The following is a 17176-nucleotide window of genomic DNA, read 5'->3' on the forward strand; positions in this document are numbered from 1 at the left end:
GGCACGGCGGCAGATCCTTCCTGGCTGCCGCCTTTCCGGCTCAGACCATCAGGCGCATCAGACGCTCGCGGAGTTCCCCTTCCAGCGCAACCGCCTTCTGGGTGTGCAGATCGATGCAGACAAAGGTCAGCGCAGCATCCGCCACCACGGTCTCCTGTCCTGCCAGCATCACCCGCTGCGCAATGATGCCGCTCCTGCCATTTAACTGGGTGATCTCACTCTCTATCGCCAGCACGTCGCCCAGCACGGCCGGGCGACGGTAGTTGATATTGATATTGACCACGACGAAAGCCAGCTTCTGCTCCAGCAACCAGTGAAATGCCTCGACCTCTTCCAGCCATTGCCAGCGCGCCTCCTCAAGAAACTCAAGATAGCGCGCATTGTTGACGTGCTGATAGACATCCAGATGATAGCCGCGCACTTTTATTGTGGTCTGCATGGTCATGCTCTCCTGCTCGCTTAGGTTAACTGGTTGGACCTGTTCACTTTAGCAGAGTGGTCTGGCTTCAGGAGATTAAGCATCACCGATGTGTGTTGCCTCACAGTTTCAGCCGGGCCGCATTGCGTTCGATAAGCGCATTGCCAATGCCCGGTACTTCACCGAGTTGCTGAATATCGCTGAAAGGCCCGTACTGTTCGCGATAGTTCACAATCGCCTGGGCCTTTTTCAGTCCCACGCCATTCAGGGCGGCAGAGAGCTGTTCGGCTGTCGCCTGGTTGATGCTGACCTGCTCCTGCAATAGCGGCGGGGTGATCTCCCGCGGCGAAGCCGGTGAACCACTCTGCGTAACGACGCGGGCGGCCGGTTCCGCTTCCGTGGCCACCGAGAGGCTGCTGTAGCCGAGTGCGCCGCCCAGCGCGAGGGACAGACAGAGGGTAACGAGTTGAGATTTAGCCATGCTGAGTTTCTCCTTGTGTGTAATCAGCAGCGACAGCGTGTCACCGCCCGGCACAAGGCTCAAACGCCGGATAACAGAAATGGAAAAGGCCGCGAGTGCGGCCTTTGATTGTTACAGTCGTTACGCTATTTCTGCGAGGCTTACTGCATTTGTGCGGCTGCGCCGTACTTGATTTTGGCCTCTTTACGCAGGTTCTGCAGTAAGGCTTCAAAGGTCAGCTGCGCATTGTTCTGCGTGACGCCTTTGACCATTTCGTCAATCTGCGCCTGCGGCATGCTGCCGGTTTTAACCTTATCGACCGCCACCAGCACTACGTTGCCCTGCATATCTTCGCTGACACCCCAGGACGGTTTGTTATCCGCTGGCTGAGGCAGATTGAAGGCAGCCTGAGCAACCGGATCCTGTGCATTACGATCTACGGTCTTGCTGGCGCTCAGCGTCAGGCCTGCCGCCGTCAGCGCATCCTGCTTACCGGCTTTAAGGTCGGCCAGCAGCTTATCGGCCTGAGCTTTAGCCTGCTGCGTCGCTTTGTCATGCTTCAGCGTGTCGGTGATCTGCGCCTTAACCTGATCCAGCGGTTTCACCGCTTCCGGTTTATGCTCGCTGATACGCAGCACAAAGGCACGATCGCCATCGACGGTGATGATATCGGAGTTATTGCCCGGCGCGCCGTTCTGGCCTGCCAGACCGCCATTGAAGATCGCCTGTTTCACCGCGTCGAAATTCAGCTCCGCTGGCAGCGTGTCCTGACTGAACCAGCCGGTCTCTTTGGCTTTCAGACCTGACGCCTGCTCGGCACCCGCCAGTGACTCGTTGTCATTGCTGGCCGCTTCGCTGACCTTCTGCTGCAGTTTGTAGAAGGCATCAACCCCCTTCTCCTGCTTCACTTTGGCCGCAACGGCGCTGCGGACGTCGTCCAGCGATTTAACCTGCTCTGGCTGGATATCATCCAGGCGAACCACCAGGAAGCCCACAGAGGATTTGATCACGCCTGACATCTGGCCTTTCTCTGTCAGACCCGCATTTTTCAGCTCGTCCGGCGTCGTTGACGGTTCCAGCCAGCCCATATCACCGCCTTTACGGGCAGAGATCGGGTCGATCGATTTGGCTTTCGCCACGTCAGCGAAGCTGGCGCCCGCTTTCAGCTGCGCCAGAACCGCATTGGCATCGGCTTCTGTTTTGGTCTGAATAACGCTGTAGCGGTTGCGCTGCGGCTGGGTGTAGTCCGCTTTATGCTGATCGTACCAGGCCTGAATATCCGCGTCGCTGGCCGCCTGCTGCATGCTGGCCGCATCCATCAGCAGGTAGCTGACACGGAACTGCTCCGGTGCCATGAAGCTGCTTTTGTGCTGCTGATAATACTGGCTGATTTCGTCGTCGGTGGCGGTCTGTTTGGCCGCCAGCGCGTTGACATCCAGCGTGGCCTGACGGATTTCACGCTGCTGTGACACCAGGTCTACCAGTTTGCTGGCTTCACCTTTCAGCGTGAAGTCGGTGTTCGCCACCGCATTGATCAGCTGCTGGTTAGAGAGCTGCTTGCGCAGCGCTTCCGCATACTGATCCGCGCTGAAGCCCATGTTACCGATCAGGCCCAGATATTTCGCGTTGTCGAATTTGCCGTTGGTCTGGAACGCCTGCTGATTGAAGATCGCCTGCTTAACCTGATCGTCGCTGATGCTGAGGTGAAGATCTTTGATGTAGCTGTCGAGCAGCGCCTGATCGATCAGCTGCGACAGCGCCTGCTGGCGGATCTGCTGCATGTAGCCATCGTTGCTGGCCAGCTGCGAAAACTGGTCGCCCAGCATCTGCTGCTGACGGTTGCGTTCGCTGTTAAACGCCTGCTCCAGCTGTCCCCGGCTGATCTCCTGACCGTTGACCCTGGCTGCATAGTCGTTATTGCCGCCAATCAGATAGTTGCCAACGCCCGTCAGCACAAAGGAGAGGATAATCAGCCCCAAAATAATCTTGAGCACGACATGGTTCGACGCCGCGCGTAAATTGTCCATCATGGTATGGCAACACTCCGCTGTAGTGTGAATGTAAAGCTCGGTCGTAATTCGCCACTGGCTGGCGTCTCACGTAACTGCTGGCTCCGCTGGCAGTCTCAATCCGGTCCTGGCCCATTTTACGGCCCGATTCTCACCGGTTAAAACAAAAAAGGCACATCTGATTGATGTGCCTGTATGTTACATGAGAACGCGCAAAGCGTCCTCTAATCCACTGAAGAAAATGCGTCAATGAATCTATTCGTTCTTATTAATTGACGGCGTCTTTCAATGCTTTACCAGCACGGAAACCGGGGACTTTACCGGCCGGGATGGTGATCTCTTTACCGGTTTGTGGGTTACGACCGGTACGTGCCGCACGGTCACGCACGGAGAAGGTGCCGAAACCGACCAGGGCCACTTCGTCGCCCTCTTTCAGCGCATCAGAAACGGAACCCATAAATGCATCTAAAACACGTCCCGCTGCCGCTTTAGAAATATCAGCATCCGCAGCAATTTTGTCGATCAATTGTGACTTATTCACTCTCTTCATCCCCTCTTTATTATTTCACATCGTACCGGGCTTCCGGCCGGGTACGAACGCGCAGCAAGTTATATCAAGCCTGTGGAGCCGAAACAACGGGTTTTCTCTGAGATCGTCGCGTCGGCAGCCACCTAAATTAGCGGCACAAAAAAAAGCTGGCAAGCGCCAATTGCCTTGCCAGCTCCGCTTTTTAACGGTTTTTGCCGTTAATCACTATTTTGCTGTCGCGACCTGCATGCCGTATGGCGCATTTTCCAGGGCCAGATTCAGCACCTCTTCAATGCGTTTCACCGGGTGGATCTCCAGGTCGGCAATCACGTTCTGTGGAATATCTTCCAGATCACGCTTGTTGTCGTCCGGGATCAGCACGGTTTTGATGCCACCACGGTGTGCGGCCAGCAGTTTCTCTTTCAGTCCGCCAATCGGCAGCACCTGACCGCGCAGGGTGATCTCACCGGTCATGGCCACATCCGCCCGCACCGGGTTCCCGGTCAGACAGGAGACCAGCGCCGTACACATGGCGATACCGGCACTCGGACCATCTTTCGGTGTGGCACCTTCAGGAACGTGAACGTGAATATCGCGTTTCTCGTAGAAGTCACCATTGATGCCCAGCTTCTCGGCACGGGCACGTACCACCGTCAGCGCAGCCTGAATCGACTCCTGCATCACCTCGCCCAGCGAACCGGTGTAGGTGAGCTTACCTTTGCCCGGCACGCAGGCGGTTTCGATGGTCAGCAGATCGCCGCCCACTTCCGTCCACGCCAGACCGGTGACCTGGCCCACGCGGTTTTCACTGTCGGCACGGCCATAGTCAAAGCGCTGAACGCCCAGGAAGTCCTTGAGGTTTTCGCCATTGATGGTGATGTGCTTTTTACTCTTGTCCATCAGCAGTGATTTCACCGCTTTACGGCACAGTTTCGACAGCTCACGCTCAAGGCTACGTACCCCGGCTTCGCGGGTGTAGTAACGGATGATGCCGATAATCGCGCTGTCCTCGACCGTAATCTCGCTGGCTTTCAGCGCGTTACGTTCGATCTGCTTGGTCAGCAGGTGCTGTTTGGCGATGTTCAGCTTCTCATCCTCGGTATAACCCGACAGACGGATGACTTCCATACGATCCAGCAGCGGTGCCGGAATGTTCATGGAGTTCGAGGTCGCCACGAACATCACATCTGAGAGGTCATAATCGACTTCCAGGTAATGGTCGTTGAACGCGATGTTCTGCTCAGGATCGAGCACTTCCAGCAGCGCAGACGCGGGATCGCCACGCATGTCGGAGGACATTTTGTCGATCTCATCCAGCAGGAACAGCGGGTTTTTCACCCCGACCTTGGCCATTTTCTGGATCAGTTTACCCGGCATCGAGCCGATGTATGTCCGGCGGTGACCACGGATTTCTGCTTCATCACGCACGCCGCCCAGCGCCATACGCACATATTTGCGGCCAGTCGCTTTCGCGATCGACTGGCCCAGCGAGGTTTTACCGACACCTGGCGGTCCGACCAGGCACAGAATCGGGCCTTTAATTTTGCTGACGCGACTCTGCACCGCAAGGTACTCAAGGATACGATCCTTCACGCGCTCCAGGCCGTAATGGTCGGTATCCAGAGTCTCCTGCGCCTTACGCAGATCTTTTTTCACTTTGCTGCGGGCGTTCCACGGAACCTGCACCATCCAGTCGATATAGCCGCGAACCACGGTTGCTTCCGCAGACATCGGGGACATCATTTTCAGCTTCTGCAGCTCAGCTTCCGCTTTCTCGCGCGCCTCTTCCGGCATTTTGGCCGCGTCGATTTTGCGTTTTAACGCTTCATACTCGTCAGGCGCGTCGTCCATCTCGCCCAGCTCTTTCTGAATCGCCTTCATCTGCTCATTCAGATAGTACTCGCGCTGGCTCTTCTCCATCTGCTTCTTGACGCGGTTGCGAATGCGCTTCTCAACCTGCAGCAGATCGATTTCAGATTCCATCATCGCCATCAGATATTCCAGACGCTCGTTGACGTCGGACATCTCCAGCACAGACTGTTTGTCGGCCAGCTTCAGCGGCATATGTGCCGCAACGGTGTCGGCCAGGCGCGCCGCATCGTCAATGTTGTTCAGCGAGGTCAGAACCTCAGGGGGGATCTTTTTATTGAGTTTGATATAGCCTTCAAACTGATTGATCGCCGTGCGCACCAGGACTTCCTGCTCGCGCTCTTCGATCTCTGGCGACACCAGATATTCAGCTTGTGCCACGAAATGGTCACCGTTATCGGCCAGCGTCGTAATGTGGGCGCGCTGTAAACCTTCGACCAGAACTTTGACGGTGCCATCCGGCAGTTTCAGCATTTGCAATACAGATGCAACGGTCCCTACTGAGAAGAGATCGTTAATGCCAGGTTCATCCGTTGAAGCCTCTTTCTGTGCGACCAGCATGATTTTTTTATCATGATCCATTGCGGCTTCAAGGCACCGAATTGATTTTTCCCGGCCAACAAACAACGGAATTACCATGTGCGGATAAACCACCACGTCGCGCAGCGGCAACACGGGGATTTCAATGCGTTCAGAACGCTCAGGATTCATAGAGCTCTCTCTTTGTTTAATGTCCGCCAGGTGATGGGAACCGCATCAGGCAGGTATGCAGTTAAACCCACAGGTATCTGAGTATATGGGGATGATTGTCCGACATTCAACGTCACAGAGGCGAGAAAAGCAAAAGGGGAAAGATTTTCCCCTTTTTTACGAGTACAACATGGACGATCTGTTTATTTATTCGCCAGATGCCTGGGCTTCATGCTTACCGTAGATCAACATCGGGTCAGACTGACCATCAATAACTGATTCATCAATCACGACTTTCTCTACATCGTCCATGGAAGGCAGATCATACATCGTTTCCAGCAACGCGCCTTCTACGATTGAACGCAGACCACGCGCACCGGTTTTACGTGACATCGCCTTCTTGGCGATCGCCGTTAACGCCTCGTCACGGAACTCCAGCTCAACGCCTTCCAGGTTAAACAGCGCCTGGTACTGTTTGGTCAGGGCGTTTTTCGGTTCACGCAGGATCTGAATCAGCGCTTCTTCACTGAGCTCGCTCAGGGTGGCCACCACAGGCAGACGGCCGATGAACTCCGGAATCAGACCAAATTTGATCAGATCTTCAGGTTCGCACTGTGACAGCAGCTCGCCTTCGCTGGCTTTCTGCGATTTACCTTTGACGGTTGCGCCGAAGCCGATACCGGAGCCGGTTTCAACACGCTGCGAGATCACCTTATCCAGACCGGCGAATGCGCCGCCACAGATAAACAGGATCTTAGAGGTATCGACCTGCAGGAACTCCTGCTGCGGATGTTTACGCCCGCCCTGCGGTGGAACGGCGGCCACGGTGCCTTCGATCAGTTTCAGCAGAGCCTGCTGAACACCTTCGCCTGACACGTCGCGGGTAATCGACGGGTTGTCAGACTTACGTGAAATTTTGTCGATTTCATCGATATAGACGATGCCGCGCTGCGCTTTCTGCACGTCGTAGTCGCACTTCTGCAGCAGTTTCTGGATGATGTTTTCAACGTCTTCACCCACGTAACCCGCTTCGGTCAGCGTGGTTGCATCCGCCATAGTGAAAGGCACATCGAGCAGGCGAGCCAGCGTTTCGGCCAGCAGTGTTTTACCGCTACCGGTCGGGCCGATCAGCAGGATGTTACTTTTGCCCAGTTCAATACCGTTGCTGGTATCGCCGTTACGCAGACGCTTGTAGTGGTTGTAGACCGCCACCGCCAGCACTTTCTTCGCTCTTTCCTGACCGATGACGTAATCATCGAGGTGATGGCGGATCTCATGTGGGGTAGGCAGAGCACTACGTTCGCGGTGCGGAGCGACTTCTTTAATCTCTTCGCGAATGATGTCGTTGCACAGGTCAACACACTCATCGCAGATATACACTGACGGCCCGGCAATCAGCTTTCGCACTTCATGCTGGCTTTTGCCGCAAAAAGAGCAGTACAGCAACTTTCCTGAACCGTCTTTGCGCTTATCTGTCATCAGTTAACCTCTTCCTGTTCTCAGGCCATACCCGCGTATGGCGCTGGCCGTGCAGAGACGGCCGAAATTCATTCAACCCATTACAGTACCGTTGTCCCGATAACTATAGACCAGGAACAACGGCAGGTCGGGTCTTATTGACGATGCGTCAGAATCGAATCGACTAATCCATACTCTACCGCTTCATTTGCAGAGAGGAAACGATCGCGCTCGGTATCACGCTCAATTTCTTCCAGCGTTTTACCGGTATGCTCGGCCATCAGCTCATTCATACGCTGCTTCACTTTCAGGATTTCGCGCGCATGGATTTCGATGTCGGTCGCCTGGCCCTGATAGCCGCCCAGCGGCTGGTGGATCATGACGCGTGAGTTAGGCAGGCAGAAACGCTTGCCTTTGGTGCCCGCCGTCAGCAGGAAAGCGCCCATGGAGCAGGCCTGACCCATACAGATGGTGCTGACATCCGGTTTGATAAATTTCATGGTGTCGTAGATCGACATACCGGCCGTGATCACACCGCCCGGTGAGTTGATGTAGAGATAGATATCTTTTTCCGGATTCTCAGCTTCCAGAAACAGCATCTGCGCCACAATCAGATTCGCCATGTGGTCTTCAACCTGGCCGGTCAGAAAAATGACGCGCTCTTTCAGCAGACGGGAGTAGATGTCGTAAGAACGCTCACCACGCGAAGTTTGTTCAACCACCATTGGCACCAGCGCATTGTGCGGTGCAGTATATTCACGATCGCCACTGTATGACATTACCGTCTCCTGGATAAATTTCATTGGCAACATTCTGTACCGATTCTACGTAAGACGCGCGGGAAACTCCACGCCGCATCTTTTCCGACACCTTCAGGACGGTTAATCAGCCAGCCTCACTCTCATTTCTGCATACTCCCATTATCTGGGGATGCTGCACGCATGTTTCAAGCATAACAATCTTTTGCCTGTTCGCTAACCCGGAAAAAGCGATGCGTGAATAATTTGCCGATAAATTAAACAAATAGCTGCAAAGCACCCGGCGCCGGACGCAGAAGACAAAAAAGCCCGCGACTTTTCAGTCACGGGCTCAGCACAGAAGGTTAACTGAGTGATCAGGCCTGAGCGGTCTGGTTCATCAGATCCTGGAAGTTGGTCTCTTTCTCGGTCACTTTAGCTTTCGCCAGGACCGCTTCAACCGCCTGCTCTTCCAGCGCGACGTTGCGCATGTTGTTCATCAGCTCGTTGTTCTTGCTGTAGAACTCGATCACTTCCTGCGGATCTTCATACGCAGAAGCCATCTCTTCAATCATGGTGTTCACGCGCGCGTCGTCTGCTTTCAGCTCGTGGGTACGAATCACTTCGCCCAGCAGAAGACCGACAACCACACGGCGTTTAGCCTGCTCTTCAAACAGTTCGCGTGGCAGTTCCAGCGCCTGTTTTTCGTTGCCACCAAAGCGCTGTGCAGCCTGACGACGCAGAACGTCGATTTCGCTGTCGATCAGGGCTGCAGGAACGTCGATTTCGTTCGCTGCGACCAGGCCGTCGATAGCCTGAGACTTGATACGGTTGCGGATTGCGCCTTTCAGCTCGCGATCCATGTTTTTACGCACTTCGGTACGCAGGCCAGCGACGGAACCATCTTCAACGCCGAAACGTTTGATGAACTCTTCGGTCAGCTCTGGCAGTTCGCGCGTTTCAACTTTCTTCAGCACGATCTCGAACTTCGCATCTTTCCCTTTCAGGGTTTCTGCGTGGTAGTCGTCCGGGAATTTCACGTCGATAGTGAACGTTTCGCCCGCTTTGTGACCCACAACGCCTTCTTCGAAGCCTGGGATCATGCGGCCCTGGCCCATGGCCAGAACGAAATCAGAGGCTTTGCCGCCTTCGAACTCTTCGCCATCAACAGAACCGTTGAAATCGAGCGTTGCACGATCTTCCGGGCCTGCAGCCGCGTCGCTTTCGATCCAGTTGGCCTGCTGCTTGCGCAGGGTGTCCAGCATGGTGTCAACGTCAGCGTCGGTCACTTCAACCAGCGGTTTTTCAACTTCGATGTTTTCCAGGCCTTTCAGCTCAACTTCCGGATAAACTTCGAACTCAACCGCGTAGGTGAAGTCCTGACCTTCTTTGTATTCGCCTGGCACGTAGTTTGGTGCGCCAGCCGGATTAATTTTTTCTTTGATGATGGCATCAACGAAGTTGCGCGTCATCAGCTCGCCCAGCACGTCCTGACGAACAGAAGCGCCGTAACGCTGTTCAACGATGTTCATCGGCACTTTGCCTTTACGGAAACCGTCGATGCGAACTTTCCTGGCAACGTCAACCAGTTCTTTTTTTACTGCGCTTGCGATGCTGTCAGCAGCGACAGTAATCGTAATGCGACGGCCCAGGCCCTGAGTGGTCTCTACAGAAACTTGCATCTTGTTACCTCAAAAAATCACGTGCTCGGTCAACTTCAGACACCACACATCGTGAAATGCGCCGTATCTAACAACCGGGACGGCTTCCGTGAAGAGAACCTGATCCCTGTTACCAGAAGCGTCCCGAAGACATTCCGGAAAAATAGACGCAGCATTATAGCGACATCACCGGAATGAGTCGAGGACGCTAACTCACCACTTTTCAGCAACTTTGCTGCTTTTTTGAGCCAGGGATCGCGTTTATCGCTAAATAAATGAAAAAACGGCCCGCAGGCCGTTCAGGAGAAGGGAGATCAGGCGAGCGTACCGGCCCCCCGGCAGTTGGGGGACGCGAGTACCGTATCCTGCAATCCTTCCCACTCTTTCAGCGTGTAGGTATGCAGGGCCAGGGCGTGAACGCTGCCCGCTAATTCCGCCGCCAGTTCGCCGTAGATGAGGCGATGACGCGCCAGAAAACGCTGGCCCGCAAAGCAGTCGCTGACAATCACCACTTTAAAGTGGCTTTCAGACCCGGCGGGCACGTTGTGACGGTAACTTTCGTCATGCACTTCCAGATGAGCTGGCTGAAACGCCACACGCAGCTTTTCTTCTATTTGTTCGCGGATCATGGCTATTACTCCTCAATGGCGAGCGCAGTGCCCCATCTCATTCAATCTTAGTCGCTTTTTGTGCGCTTACCCGTCAGCAGAAGGTAAATTTTGCATTTGTGATCTGCACGTAAACCGCGCGCATCATACCCCAGCTGAAACGAACCGCAACCCCGCCGCCGGAAGCGCCGTTTAAATCGATTTCAGACACAATTTCACCTGCGACAGGGCTTTTTTCACTGCCGGGCAATGCTATGATGGCCGCAGTTTTTGCAAACCAACCCCCTGACACCAACGAGAAAAAGTATGTTGAAAAAACTGTTATTCCCACTGTTGGCTGCGTTTGTTTTGGCCGGCTGTGCAACCAGCAATACTACCCTGACTATCCAGCCTAAAATTGAGCTGCCACAGCAGGATCCGGGTCTGATGGGCGTGACCGTCAGCATCAACGGCGCCGACCAGCGTAAAGATCAGGCGCTGGCAAAAGTGAACCGTGACGGTCAGTTAGTGACCTTAACCCCATCGCGCGATCTGCGTTTCCTGCTGCAGGAAGTGCTGGAGAAGCAGATGACCGCACGCGGATATATGATCGGTCCTGATGGCGCGGTCGACCTGCAGATTGTGGTCAATAACCTCTATGCCGATGTGACGCAGGGTAACGTGCGCTACAGCATCACCACCAAAGCGGACATCTCTATCATCGCTACCGCGAAAAACGGCAACAAGCAGGTTAAAAACTACCGCCAGACTTACAGCGTAGAAGGCGCGTTCAACGCCAGCAACCAGAAGATTACCAACGCCGTGAATGCCACCATGAGCGACGTGATCGCCGATATGGCGCAGGACACCAGCGTCAACGACTTCATTAAACAGAACGCCCGTTAATTTCTCCTCCCTGCCCTGCCTCGCGCAGGGCACTTTGTTATCTGCAGGATGCGCATGAATCACTATCTCCGCCTCTTCCGCCAGAAAAACGCCGCCGTCCTGTTACTCCTCGGTTTTGCTTCCGGACTGCCGCTGGCACTGACTTCCGGCACGTTGCAGGCATGGATGACGGTGGACAATGTCGATCTGAAAACCATCGGTTTCTTTTCACTGGTCGGCCAGGCCTATGTCTTTAAATTTCTCTGGTCGCCGATGATGGACCGCTACACGCCGCCGTTTCTGGGCCGGCGTCGCGGCTGGTTGCTGGTAAGCCAGCTGGCGCTGGTGGGCGGCATTCTCGCCATGGGCTTTCTGCAGCCCGGACGCGATCTGACTCTGATGGCCGCGCTGGCGGTGCTGATTGCCTTCTGTTCCGCCTCGCAGGATATCGTGTTTGACGCCTGGAAAACGGACATCCTGCCGCCGGAGGAGCGCGGCAGCGGCGCAGCGATCACCGTGCTGGGCTACCGGCTGGCGATGCTGATTTCGGGCGGGCTGGCGCTGTGGCTGGCTGATCGCTATCTGGGCTGGCAGGCCACCTACTGGCTGATGGCGCTGATGATGGTGCCGGGGATTATCGCGACGCTGATGGCCAGCGAGCCGGACACGCGCATTGCCACGCCCCACTCGCTGCGTCAGGCGGTCGTCGATCCGCTGAAGGATTTCTTCCAGCGCAACAATGCGTGGCTGCTGATTACCCTGATCATTCTTTACAAGCTGGGCGATGCCTTTGCCGCCTCGCTGACCACCACCTTTCTGATTCGCGGCGTCGGCTTCAACGCCGGTGACGTCGGCCTGGTCAACAAGACCCTGGGCCTGCTGGCGACGATTATCGGCGCCCTGTACGGCGGCGTGCTGATGCAGCGCCTGAGCCTGTTCCGCGCGCTGCTGATTTTTGGCGTGCTACAGGCGGTGTCCAACTTTGGCTACTGGCTGCTGGCGGTGACCGACAAACAACTGTGGAGTATGGCCAGCGCGGTCTTCGTTGAAAATCTCTGTGGCGGGATGGGCACCGCGGCCTTTGTCGCCCTGCTGATGACACTCTGTAACAAATCGTTTTCGGCAACCCAGTTTGCGCTGCTCTCGGCGCTCTCGGCGGTCGGCAGGGTCTATGTCGGCCCGGCAGCTGGCTGGCTGGTCGAGCTGTGGGGCTGGCCGACGTTTTATGCTTTCACAGTGGTAGCCGGTCTGCCGGGTCTGCTGCTGCTGCTGTTTTGCCGTCAGACGCTGAATCAGGTGGAGCGGAGTGGCAAATTCCTCACGCGCAGCTACTATCCTCATGGCTATCGCTGGACGAATCGTCTGTTTGCAACCGGGTGCGGTATTCTGGCGCTCTGGCTGGTGGCGCTGGCAATGGATGCGCTGGGCTGGACGGCACTTTCGTCATGGCTGACGCATCTGTTTGAGCTGGGCATGACGCTCGCCCTGCTGGCGGTGCTGGCTGGCGTGCTGCTGGACTACCGGGCGCTGAAAAAAACGCCTGTGCACCCTGCATCCGACGCTTAAGCGAAATCGATAGGTTGACGGACCGTGGCTTATTTTTTTGACAGCCGAAAAAGCCGCGGTCATTTATCATCGCGTGTTATTTTCAAAAAATAACAATATGGCCTGAGGAGACGCAGACTGAATACTAAAAACCGGTGAGCAATTACTTTAGTTAAATTTCATCACACAAATGATGCAGACTTGTTAAATATTTGGGAGTTAAAAGTAAGGGTTATTCCTTTCCCTGATTTTTTCGCGGTGGCTTCCATTGGTTTTTGTTATATTGGTGCCAACTGCTTGTCTGCGTTAATTATTTGTCACCTGGCGCAACATCTGTGACACCCCTAGCAAAAGGTGTCAACACGTATCTGACACATTCTTAAGCTGGTTTACACTGCATAAACCTTCCCGTAAAATGCGCGCACACTTAAACGACAATAGAGCCCTTTGTCATTGAGGTCGTTAAATGAGACTCAGTAAATACAATAAAAGTTTGGGGATTTTGTCATTAATTGCAGGCACTTTATTAATGAGTGGCTGCGATAGTGCATTGTTAAATCCCAAAGGACAGATTGCACTGGAGCAACGTTCGCTGATACTGACTGCCTTTGGCCTGATGTTGATCGTCGTGATTCCCGCAGTCCTGATGGCCGTGGTGTTTGCCTGGAAGTATCGGGCGTCCAACACGAATGCGAAGTACAGCCCTAACTGGTCACACTCTAACAAAGTGGAAGCCGTGGTCTGGACCATTCCGATCCTGATCATTCTCTTCCTCAGCGTGCTGACCTGGAAATCGACCCATGCACTGGAGCCCAGCAAACCGCTGCAATCCGATGTGAAGCCGGTTGAGATCGATGTGGTTGCACTGGACTGGAAATGGTTGTTCATTTACCCGGAACAGGGTATTGCGACCGTGAACCAGATTGCCTTCCCGGCAAATACTCCGGTGAACTTCAAAATCACCTCTAACTCCGTCATGAACTCTTTCTTCATCCCAACGCTCGGCAGCCAGATCTATGCGATGGCTGGTATGCAGACCAAGCTGCATCTGATTGCGAATGAGCCGGGAACTTTCGACGGTATCTCTGCGAACTTCAGTGGTCGTGGTTTCTCTGGCATGAAGTTCAAAGCCATTGCAACCAAAGACGATGCGGAATTCCAGCAGTGGGTGGCTAAAGTTAAAGCAGCCCCTAACACGCTGACTACCATGGATGATTTCGAGAAGGTGGCTGTGCCAAGCGAAAATCACCCGGTGGAATATTTCTCTTCAGCTGATCCGAAACTGTTCATGCAAGTCATCGACAAGTTCAAGATGAGCCACGGGAAAATGGACATGCCACAGCATGAAGGTATGGACATGAGTCACACCGCTTCCGCGGGAGCCGAGGAATAATACGATGTTCGGAAAATTAACACTGGATGCAGTGCCGTACCATGAGCCGATTATCATGGTCACGGTCGTCGCTATCATCTTAGGTGGTCTGGCGCTGGTCGCTGCGCTCACCTATTTTGGTAAGTGGAAATATCTGTGGTCTGAATGGCTGACGTCAGTCGACCACAAACGCCTGGGTATCATGTATGTCATCATGGCGTTCGTCATGCTGCTGCGTGGTTTCGCTGATGCCATCATGATGCGTACCCAACAGGTAATGGCTTCGGCCGGTGAAGCGGGCATTCTGCCACCGCACCACTACGACCAGATCTTTACCGCGCACGGCGTGATTATGATCTTCTTCGTGGCGATGCCTTTCGTGGTTGGCCTGATGAACATCGCCGTTCCGTTGCAGATTGGTGCACGTGACGTTGCGTTCCCGTTCCTGAACAACCTGAGCTTCTGGTTTACTGCGGTCGGTGTGATCCTGGTTAACATTTCTCTGGGTGTGGGCGAGTTCGCACAGACCGGCTGGCTGGCGTATCCGCCGCTATCCGGCGCGGAGTACAGTCCCGGCGTCGGGGTCGATTACTGGATCTGGAGCCTTCAGCTCTCAGGTATTGGTACGACCTTAACCGGTATTAACTTCTTCGTGACCATCCTGAAGATGCGTGCGCCAGGCATGAGCCTGTTCAAAATGCCGGTCTTCACCTGGACCGCACTGTGCACCAACGTCCTGATCATCGCTGCGTTCCCGGTTCTGACCGTGACCCTGGCGCTGCTGACGCTTGATCGTTATCTCGGCTTCCATTTCTTCACCAATGAAATGGGCGGGAACATGATGATGTACGTCAACCTGATCTGGGTCTGGGGCCATCCGGAAGTGTATATCCTGGTACTGCCGGTGTTTGGTGTGTTCGCAGAAATTACCGCGACCTTCTCCAAAAAACGTCTGTTCGGTTATACCTCTCTGGTCTGGGCGACCATCGCCATCACCGTTCTGTCGTTCATCGTCTGGCTGCACCACTTCTTCACCATGGGTGCGGGTGCCAACGTTAACGCCTTCTTCGGTATCATGACGATGATCATCGCGATTCCGACCGGGGTTAAAATCTTTAACTGGCTGTTCACCATGTACCAGGGCCGCATTCAGATGCACTCTGCCATGCTGTGGACCGTTGGCTTCCTGGTAACCTTCTCTGTCGGGGGTATGACCGGTGTTCTGCTGGCCGTTCCGGGTGCTGACTTTATTCTGCACAACAGCCTGTTCCTGATTGCGCACTTCCATAACGTTATTATCGGTGGTGTGGTCTTCGGTTGTATGGCGGGTGTGACCTACTGGTTCCCGAAAGCGTTCGGCTTTACCCTGAACGAAACCTGGGGCAAGCGCGCATTCTGGTTCTGGATTATCGGCTTCTTCGTTGCCTTTATGCCGCTGTACGCACTGGGCTTCATGGGTATGACCCGTCGTCTGAGCCAGAACATCGATCCACAGTTCCACCCTCTGCTGGTCGTGGCTGCGGTCGGTGCAGGTCTGATTGCACTGGGTATCCTGTGTCAGCTGACCATGTTCTATGTCTCGGTACGTGATCGTCATCAGAACCGTGACCTGACCGGTGACCCGTGGGGCGGTCGTACGCTGGAGTGGGCAACCTCTTCACCACCACCGTTCTATAACTTTGCTGTTATCCCACATGTGCATGAGCGCGACGCGTTCTGGGAAATGAAAGAGAAAGGCGAAGCGTACAAACAGCCGGCATCGTACGAAGAGATTCATATGCCGAAAAACAGCGGTGCTGCTATCGTCATCTGCGCATTCGCAACGGTAATGGGTTTCGCGCTGATCTGGCATATCTGGTGGATGGCGGGTCTTTCATTCCTCGGCATGATCGTTACCTGGATCGTGAAGAGCTTCGACGAAGACGTGGATTACTACGTTCCGGTTGCTGAAGTTCAGAAGATTGAAAACCAGCACTTTGACGAAATCAGCAAAGCAGGTCTGAAATAATGTCAACTGAAACTCTGATTAAACATCACCACGACGCCCATGCGGAGCATGGGCATCACGATGCAGGAGCCAATAAAGTCTTTGGCTTCTGGATCTACCTGATGAGTGACTGCATTATCTTCGCAACCCTGTTTGCGACCTATGCTGTCATGGTCAACAACACTGCCGGTGGCCCGGCAGGTAAAGATATCTTTGAGCTGCCATTTGTTCTGGTAGAAACCGCCCTGCTGCTGCTGAGTTCCATCACTTACGGCATGGCTGTTATCTCCATGAACAAGGAGCAAAAAGGGGCCGTTATCGGCTGGCTGGCGCTGACCTTCCTGTTCGGTCTGGGCTTCATCGGGATGGAAATCTATGAATTCCATCACCTGATTGCCGAAGGCTTTGGCCCGGATCGCAGCGGCTTCCTGTCTGGCTTCTTTACGCTGGTGGGTACCCACGGTCTGCACGTGACCTCCGGTCTGATCTGGATGCTGGTACTGATGTTCCAGATCTCCAGACGTGGCCTGAACGCGACTAACCGCACCCGTATCATGTGCCTGAGCCTGTTCTGGCACTTCCTGGACGTGGTCTGGATTTGCGTCTTCACCGTTGTTTACCTGATGGGAGCCATGTAATGAGTCATTCTGTTAACGAACATGGCGCTTCACACGGTAGCGTGAAGTCCTACATGATCGGCTTCATCCTCTCTATCATCCTGACGGCGATCCCGTTCTGGATGGTAATGGATGGCAGTGCATCTCACGGTACGATCCTTGGTGTTGTCCTGGTGTGTGCAGTGATTCAGGTGCTGGTGCACCTGGTTTACTTCCTGCACTTAGACAGCAAATCTGAGGGTGGCTGGAACATGGTAGCCATTGTCTTCTCGGCCATCATCATCCTGATTGTCGTAGTAGGCTCACTGTGGATCATGTGGAACCTCAACTACAACATGATGCCTCACTAAAG

The 17176-nt window shown here is 54.4% G+C and carries 15 protein-coding genes; 6 read left to right on the forward strand and 9 right to left on the reverse strand.

Annotation, left to right across the window (positions count from 1 at the left end):
• Nucleotides 1-40: 40 nt before the first annotated feature.
• The 9 genes from J1C59_RS14145 to bolA form a co-directional block, all read right to left on the reverse strand.
• Nucleotides 41-439 carry a YbgC/FadM family acyl-CoA thioesterase gene (locus J1C59_RS14145; protein WP_128084896.1) on the reverse strand — a complete coding sequence of 133 codons (399 nt, stop codon included), beginning with the start codon at nt 437-439 and terminating at the stop codon, nt 41-43.
• A gap of 100 nt (nt 440-539) precedes the next feature.
• The gene (locus tag J1C59_RS14150; RefSeq protein ID WP_128084897.1) at nt 540-899 is read right to left on the reverse strand and encodes a ComEA family DNA-binding protein; all 360 of its coding nucleotides are present in this window, start codon (nt 897-899) and stop codon (nt 540-542) included.
• A 140-nt stretch (nt 900-1039) separates the two neighbouring features.
• Nucleotides 1040-2908: a peptidylprolyl isomerase gene (gene ppiD, locus J1C59_RS14155; RefSeq protein WP_128084898.1), complete on the reverse strand. Its 1869-nt coding sequence runs from the start codon at nt 2906-2908 to the stop codon at nt 1040-1042.
• A gap of 247 nt (nt 2909-3155) precedes the next feature.
• Entirely contained in the window at nt 3156-3428 is a 273-nt protein-coding gene (hupB, locus tag J1C59_RS14160; RefSeq protein WP_033731763.1) for a nucleoid-associated protein HU-beta, read from the reverse strand.
• Between the two features lie 213 nt (nt 3429-3641).
• On the reverse strand, nt 3642-5996 hold the full coding sequence (gene lon / locus J1C59_RS14165; RefSeq protein WP_128084899.1) for an endopeptidase La: 2355 nt from the start codon (nt 5994-5996) through the stop codon (nt 3642-3644).
• A 186-nt stretch (nt 5997-6182) separates the two neighbouring features.
• Entirely contained in the window at nt 6183-7454 is a 1272-nt protein-coding gene (gene clpX, locus J1C59_RS14170) for an ATP-dependent protease ATP-binding subunit ClpX (RefSeq protein ID WP_111140962.1), read from the reverse strand.
• 134 nt (nt 7455-7588) lie between these two features.
• Nucleotides 7589-8212 carry an ATP-dependent Clp endopeptidase proteolytic subunit ClpP gene (gene clpP, locus J1C59_RS14175; RefSeq protein WP_111140963.1) on the reverse strand — a complete coding sequence of 208 codons (624 nt, stop codon included), beginning with the start codon at nt 8210-8212 and terminating at the stop codon, nt 7589-7591.
• 335 nt (nt 8213-8547) lie between these two features.
• A complete protein-coding gene (tig, locus tag J1C59_RS14180) occupies nt 8548-9852 on the reverse strand; it encodes a trigger factor (protein ID WP_128084900.1) in 1305 nt (434 codons plus the stop codon).
• A 293-nt stretch (nt 9853-10145) separates the two neighbouring features.
• Nucleotides 10146-10460 carry a transcriptional regulator BolA gene (bolA, locus tag J1C59_RS14185; RefSeq protein WP_008924895.1) on the reverse strand — a complete coding sequence of 105 codons (315 nt, stop codon included), beginning with the start codon at nt 10458-10460 and terminating at the stop codon, nt 10146-10148.
• Between the two features lie 285 nt (nt 10461-10745).
• Between bolA and J1C59_RS14190 the strand changes: the two genes are divergently transcribed.
• The 6 genes from J1C59_RS14190 (at nt 10746) to J1C59_RS14215 (ending at nt 17174) form a co-directional block, all read left to right on the forward strand.
• Nucleotides 10746-11324, forward strand: coding sequence for a lipoprotein (locus tag J1C59_RS14190; RefSeq protein ID WP_128084901.1), 579 nt, complete (start codon nt 10746-10748; stop codon nt 11322-11324).
• Nucleotides 11325-11378: 54 nt separating this feature from the next.
• Nucleotides 11379-12869, forward strand: coding sequence for a muropeptide MFS transporter AmpG (ampG, locus tag J1C59_RS14195; protein ID WP_128084902.1), 1491 nt, complete (start codon nt 11379-11381; stop codon nt 12867-12869).
• A gap of 445 nt (nt 12870-13314) precedes the next feature.
• The gene (gene cyoA / locus J1C59_RS14200) at nt 13315-14241 is read left to right on the forward strand and encodes a cytochrome o ubiquinol oxidase subunit II (protein ID WP_111140967.1); all 927 of its coding nucleotides are present in this window, start codon (nt 13315-13317) and stop codon (nt 14239-14241) included.
• A 4-nt stretch (nt 14242-14245) separates the two neighbouring features.
• Complete coding sequence (gene cyoB, locus J1C59_RS14205) at nt 14246-16228, forward strand: cytochrome o ubiquinol oxidase subunit I (protein WP_128084903.1); 1983 nt, start codon at nt 14246-14248, stop codon at nt 16226-16228.
• Complete coding sequence (locus J1C59_RS14210) at nt 16228-16845, forward strand: cytochrome o ubiquinol oxidase subunit III (protein ID WP_111140969.1); 618 nt, start codon at nt 16228-16230, stop codon at nt 16843-16845. The genes cyoB and J1C59_RS14210 overlap by 1 nt, the downstream gene beginning before the upstream one ends.
• Nucleotides 16845-17174: a cytochrome o ubiquinol oxidase subunit IV gene (locus J1C59_RS14215; RefSeq protein WP_008924889.1), complete on the forward strand. Its 330-nt coding sequence runs from the start codon at nt 16845-16847 to the stop codon at nt 17172-17174. The genes J1C59_RS14210 and J1C59_RS14215 overlap by 1 nt, the downstream gene beginning before the upstream one ends.
• The last annotated feature ends 2 nt before the right edge of the window (nt 17175-17176 follow it).

The organism is Pantoea deleyi (assembly GCF_022647325.1).
GTDB classification, from domain to species: Bacteria; Pseudomonadota; Gammaproteobacteria; order Enterobacterales; family Enterobacteriaceae; genus Pantoea; species Pantoea deleyi.

What these genes read in the sequence shown, in the direction of transcription:
- J1C59_RS14145 (WP_128084896.1), bottom strand. Translation starts at nt 439, where the DNA reads ATGCAGACCACAATAAAAGTGCGCGGCTATCATCTGGATGTCTATCAG.
- J1C59_RS14150 (WP_128084897.1), bottom strand. Translation starts at nt 899, where the DNA reads ATGGCTAAATCTCAACTCGTTACCCTCTGTCTGTCCCTCGCGCTGGGC.
- ppiD (WP_128084898.1), bottom strand. Translation starts at nt 2,908, where the DNA reads ATGATGGACAATTTACGCGCGGCGTCGAACCATGTCGTGCTCAAGATT.
- lon (WP_128084899.1), bottom strand. Translation starts at nt 5,996, where the DNA reads ATGAATCCTGAGCGTTCTGAACGCATTGAAATCCCCGTGTTGCCGCTG.
- clpX (WP_111140962.1), bottom strand. Translation starts at nt 7,454, where the DNA reads ATGACAGATAAGCGCAAAGACGGTTCAGGAAAGTTGCTGTACTGCTCT.
- clpP (WP_111140963.1), bottom strand. Translation starts at nt 8,212, where the DNA reads ATGTCATACAGTGGCGATCGTGAATATACTGCACCGCACAATGCGCTG.
- tig (WP_128084900.1), bottom strand. Translation starts at nt 9,852, where the DNA reads ATGCAAGTTTCTGTAGAGACCACTCAGGGCCTGGGCCGTCGCATTACG.
- bolA (WP_008924895.1), bottom strand. Translation starts at nt 10,460, where the DNA reads ATGATCCGCGAACAAATAGAAGAAAAGCTGCGTGTGGCGTTTCAGCCA.
- J1C59_RS14190 (WP_128084901.1), top strand. Translation starts at nt 10,746, where the DNA reads ATGTTGAAAAAACTGTTATTCCCACTGTTGGCTGCGTTTGTTTTGGCC.
- ampG (WP_128084902.1), top strand. Translation starts at nt 11,379, where the DNA reads ATGAATCACTATCTCCGCCTCTTCCGCCAGAAAAACGCCGCCGTCCTG.
- cyoA (WP_111140967.1), top strand. Translation starts at nt 13,315, where the DNA reads ATGAGACTCAGTAAATACAATAAAAGTTTGGGGATTTTGTCATTAATT.
- cyoB (WP_128084903.1), top strand. Translation starts at nt 14,246, where the DNA reads ATGTTCGGAAAATTAACACTGGATGCAGTGCCGTACCATGAGCCGATT.
- J1C59_RS14210 (WP_111140969.1), top strand. Translation starts at nt 16,228, where the DNA reads ATGTCAACTGAAACTCTGATTAAACATCACCACGACGCCCATGCGGAG.
- J1C59_RS14215 (WP_008924889.1), top strand. Translation starts at nt 16,845, where the DNA reads ATGAGTCATTCTGTTAACGAACATGGCGCTTCACACGGTAGCGTGAAG.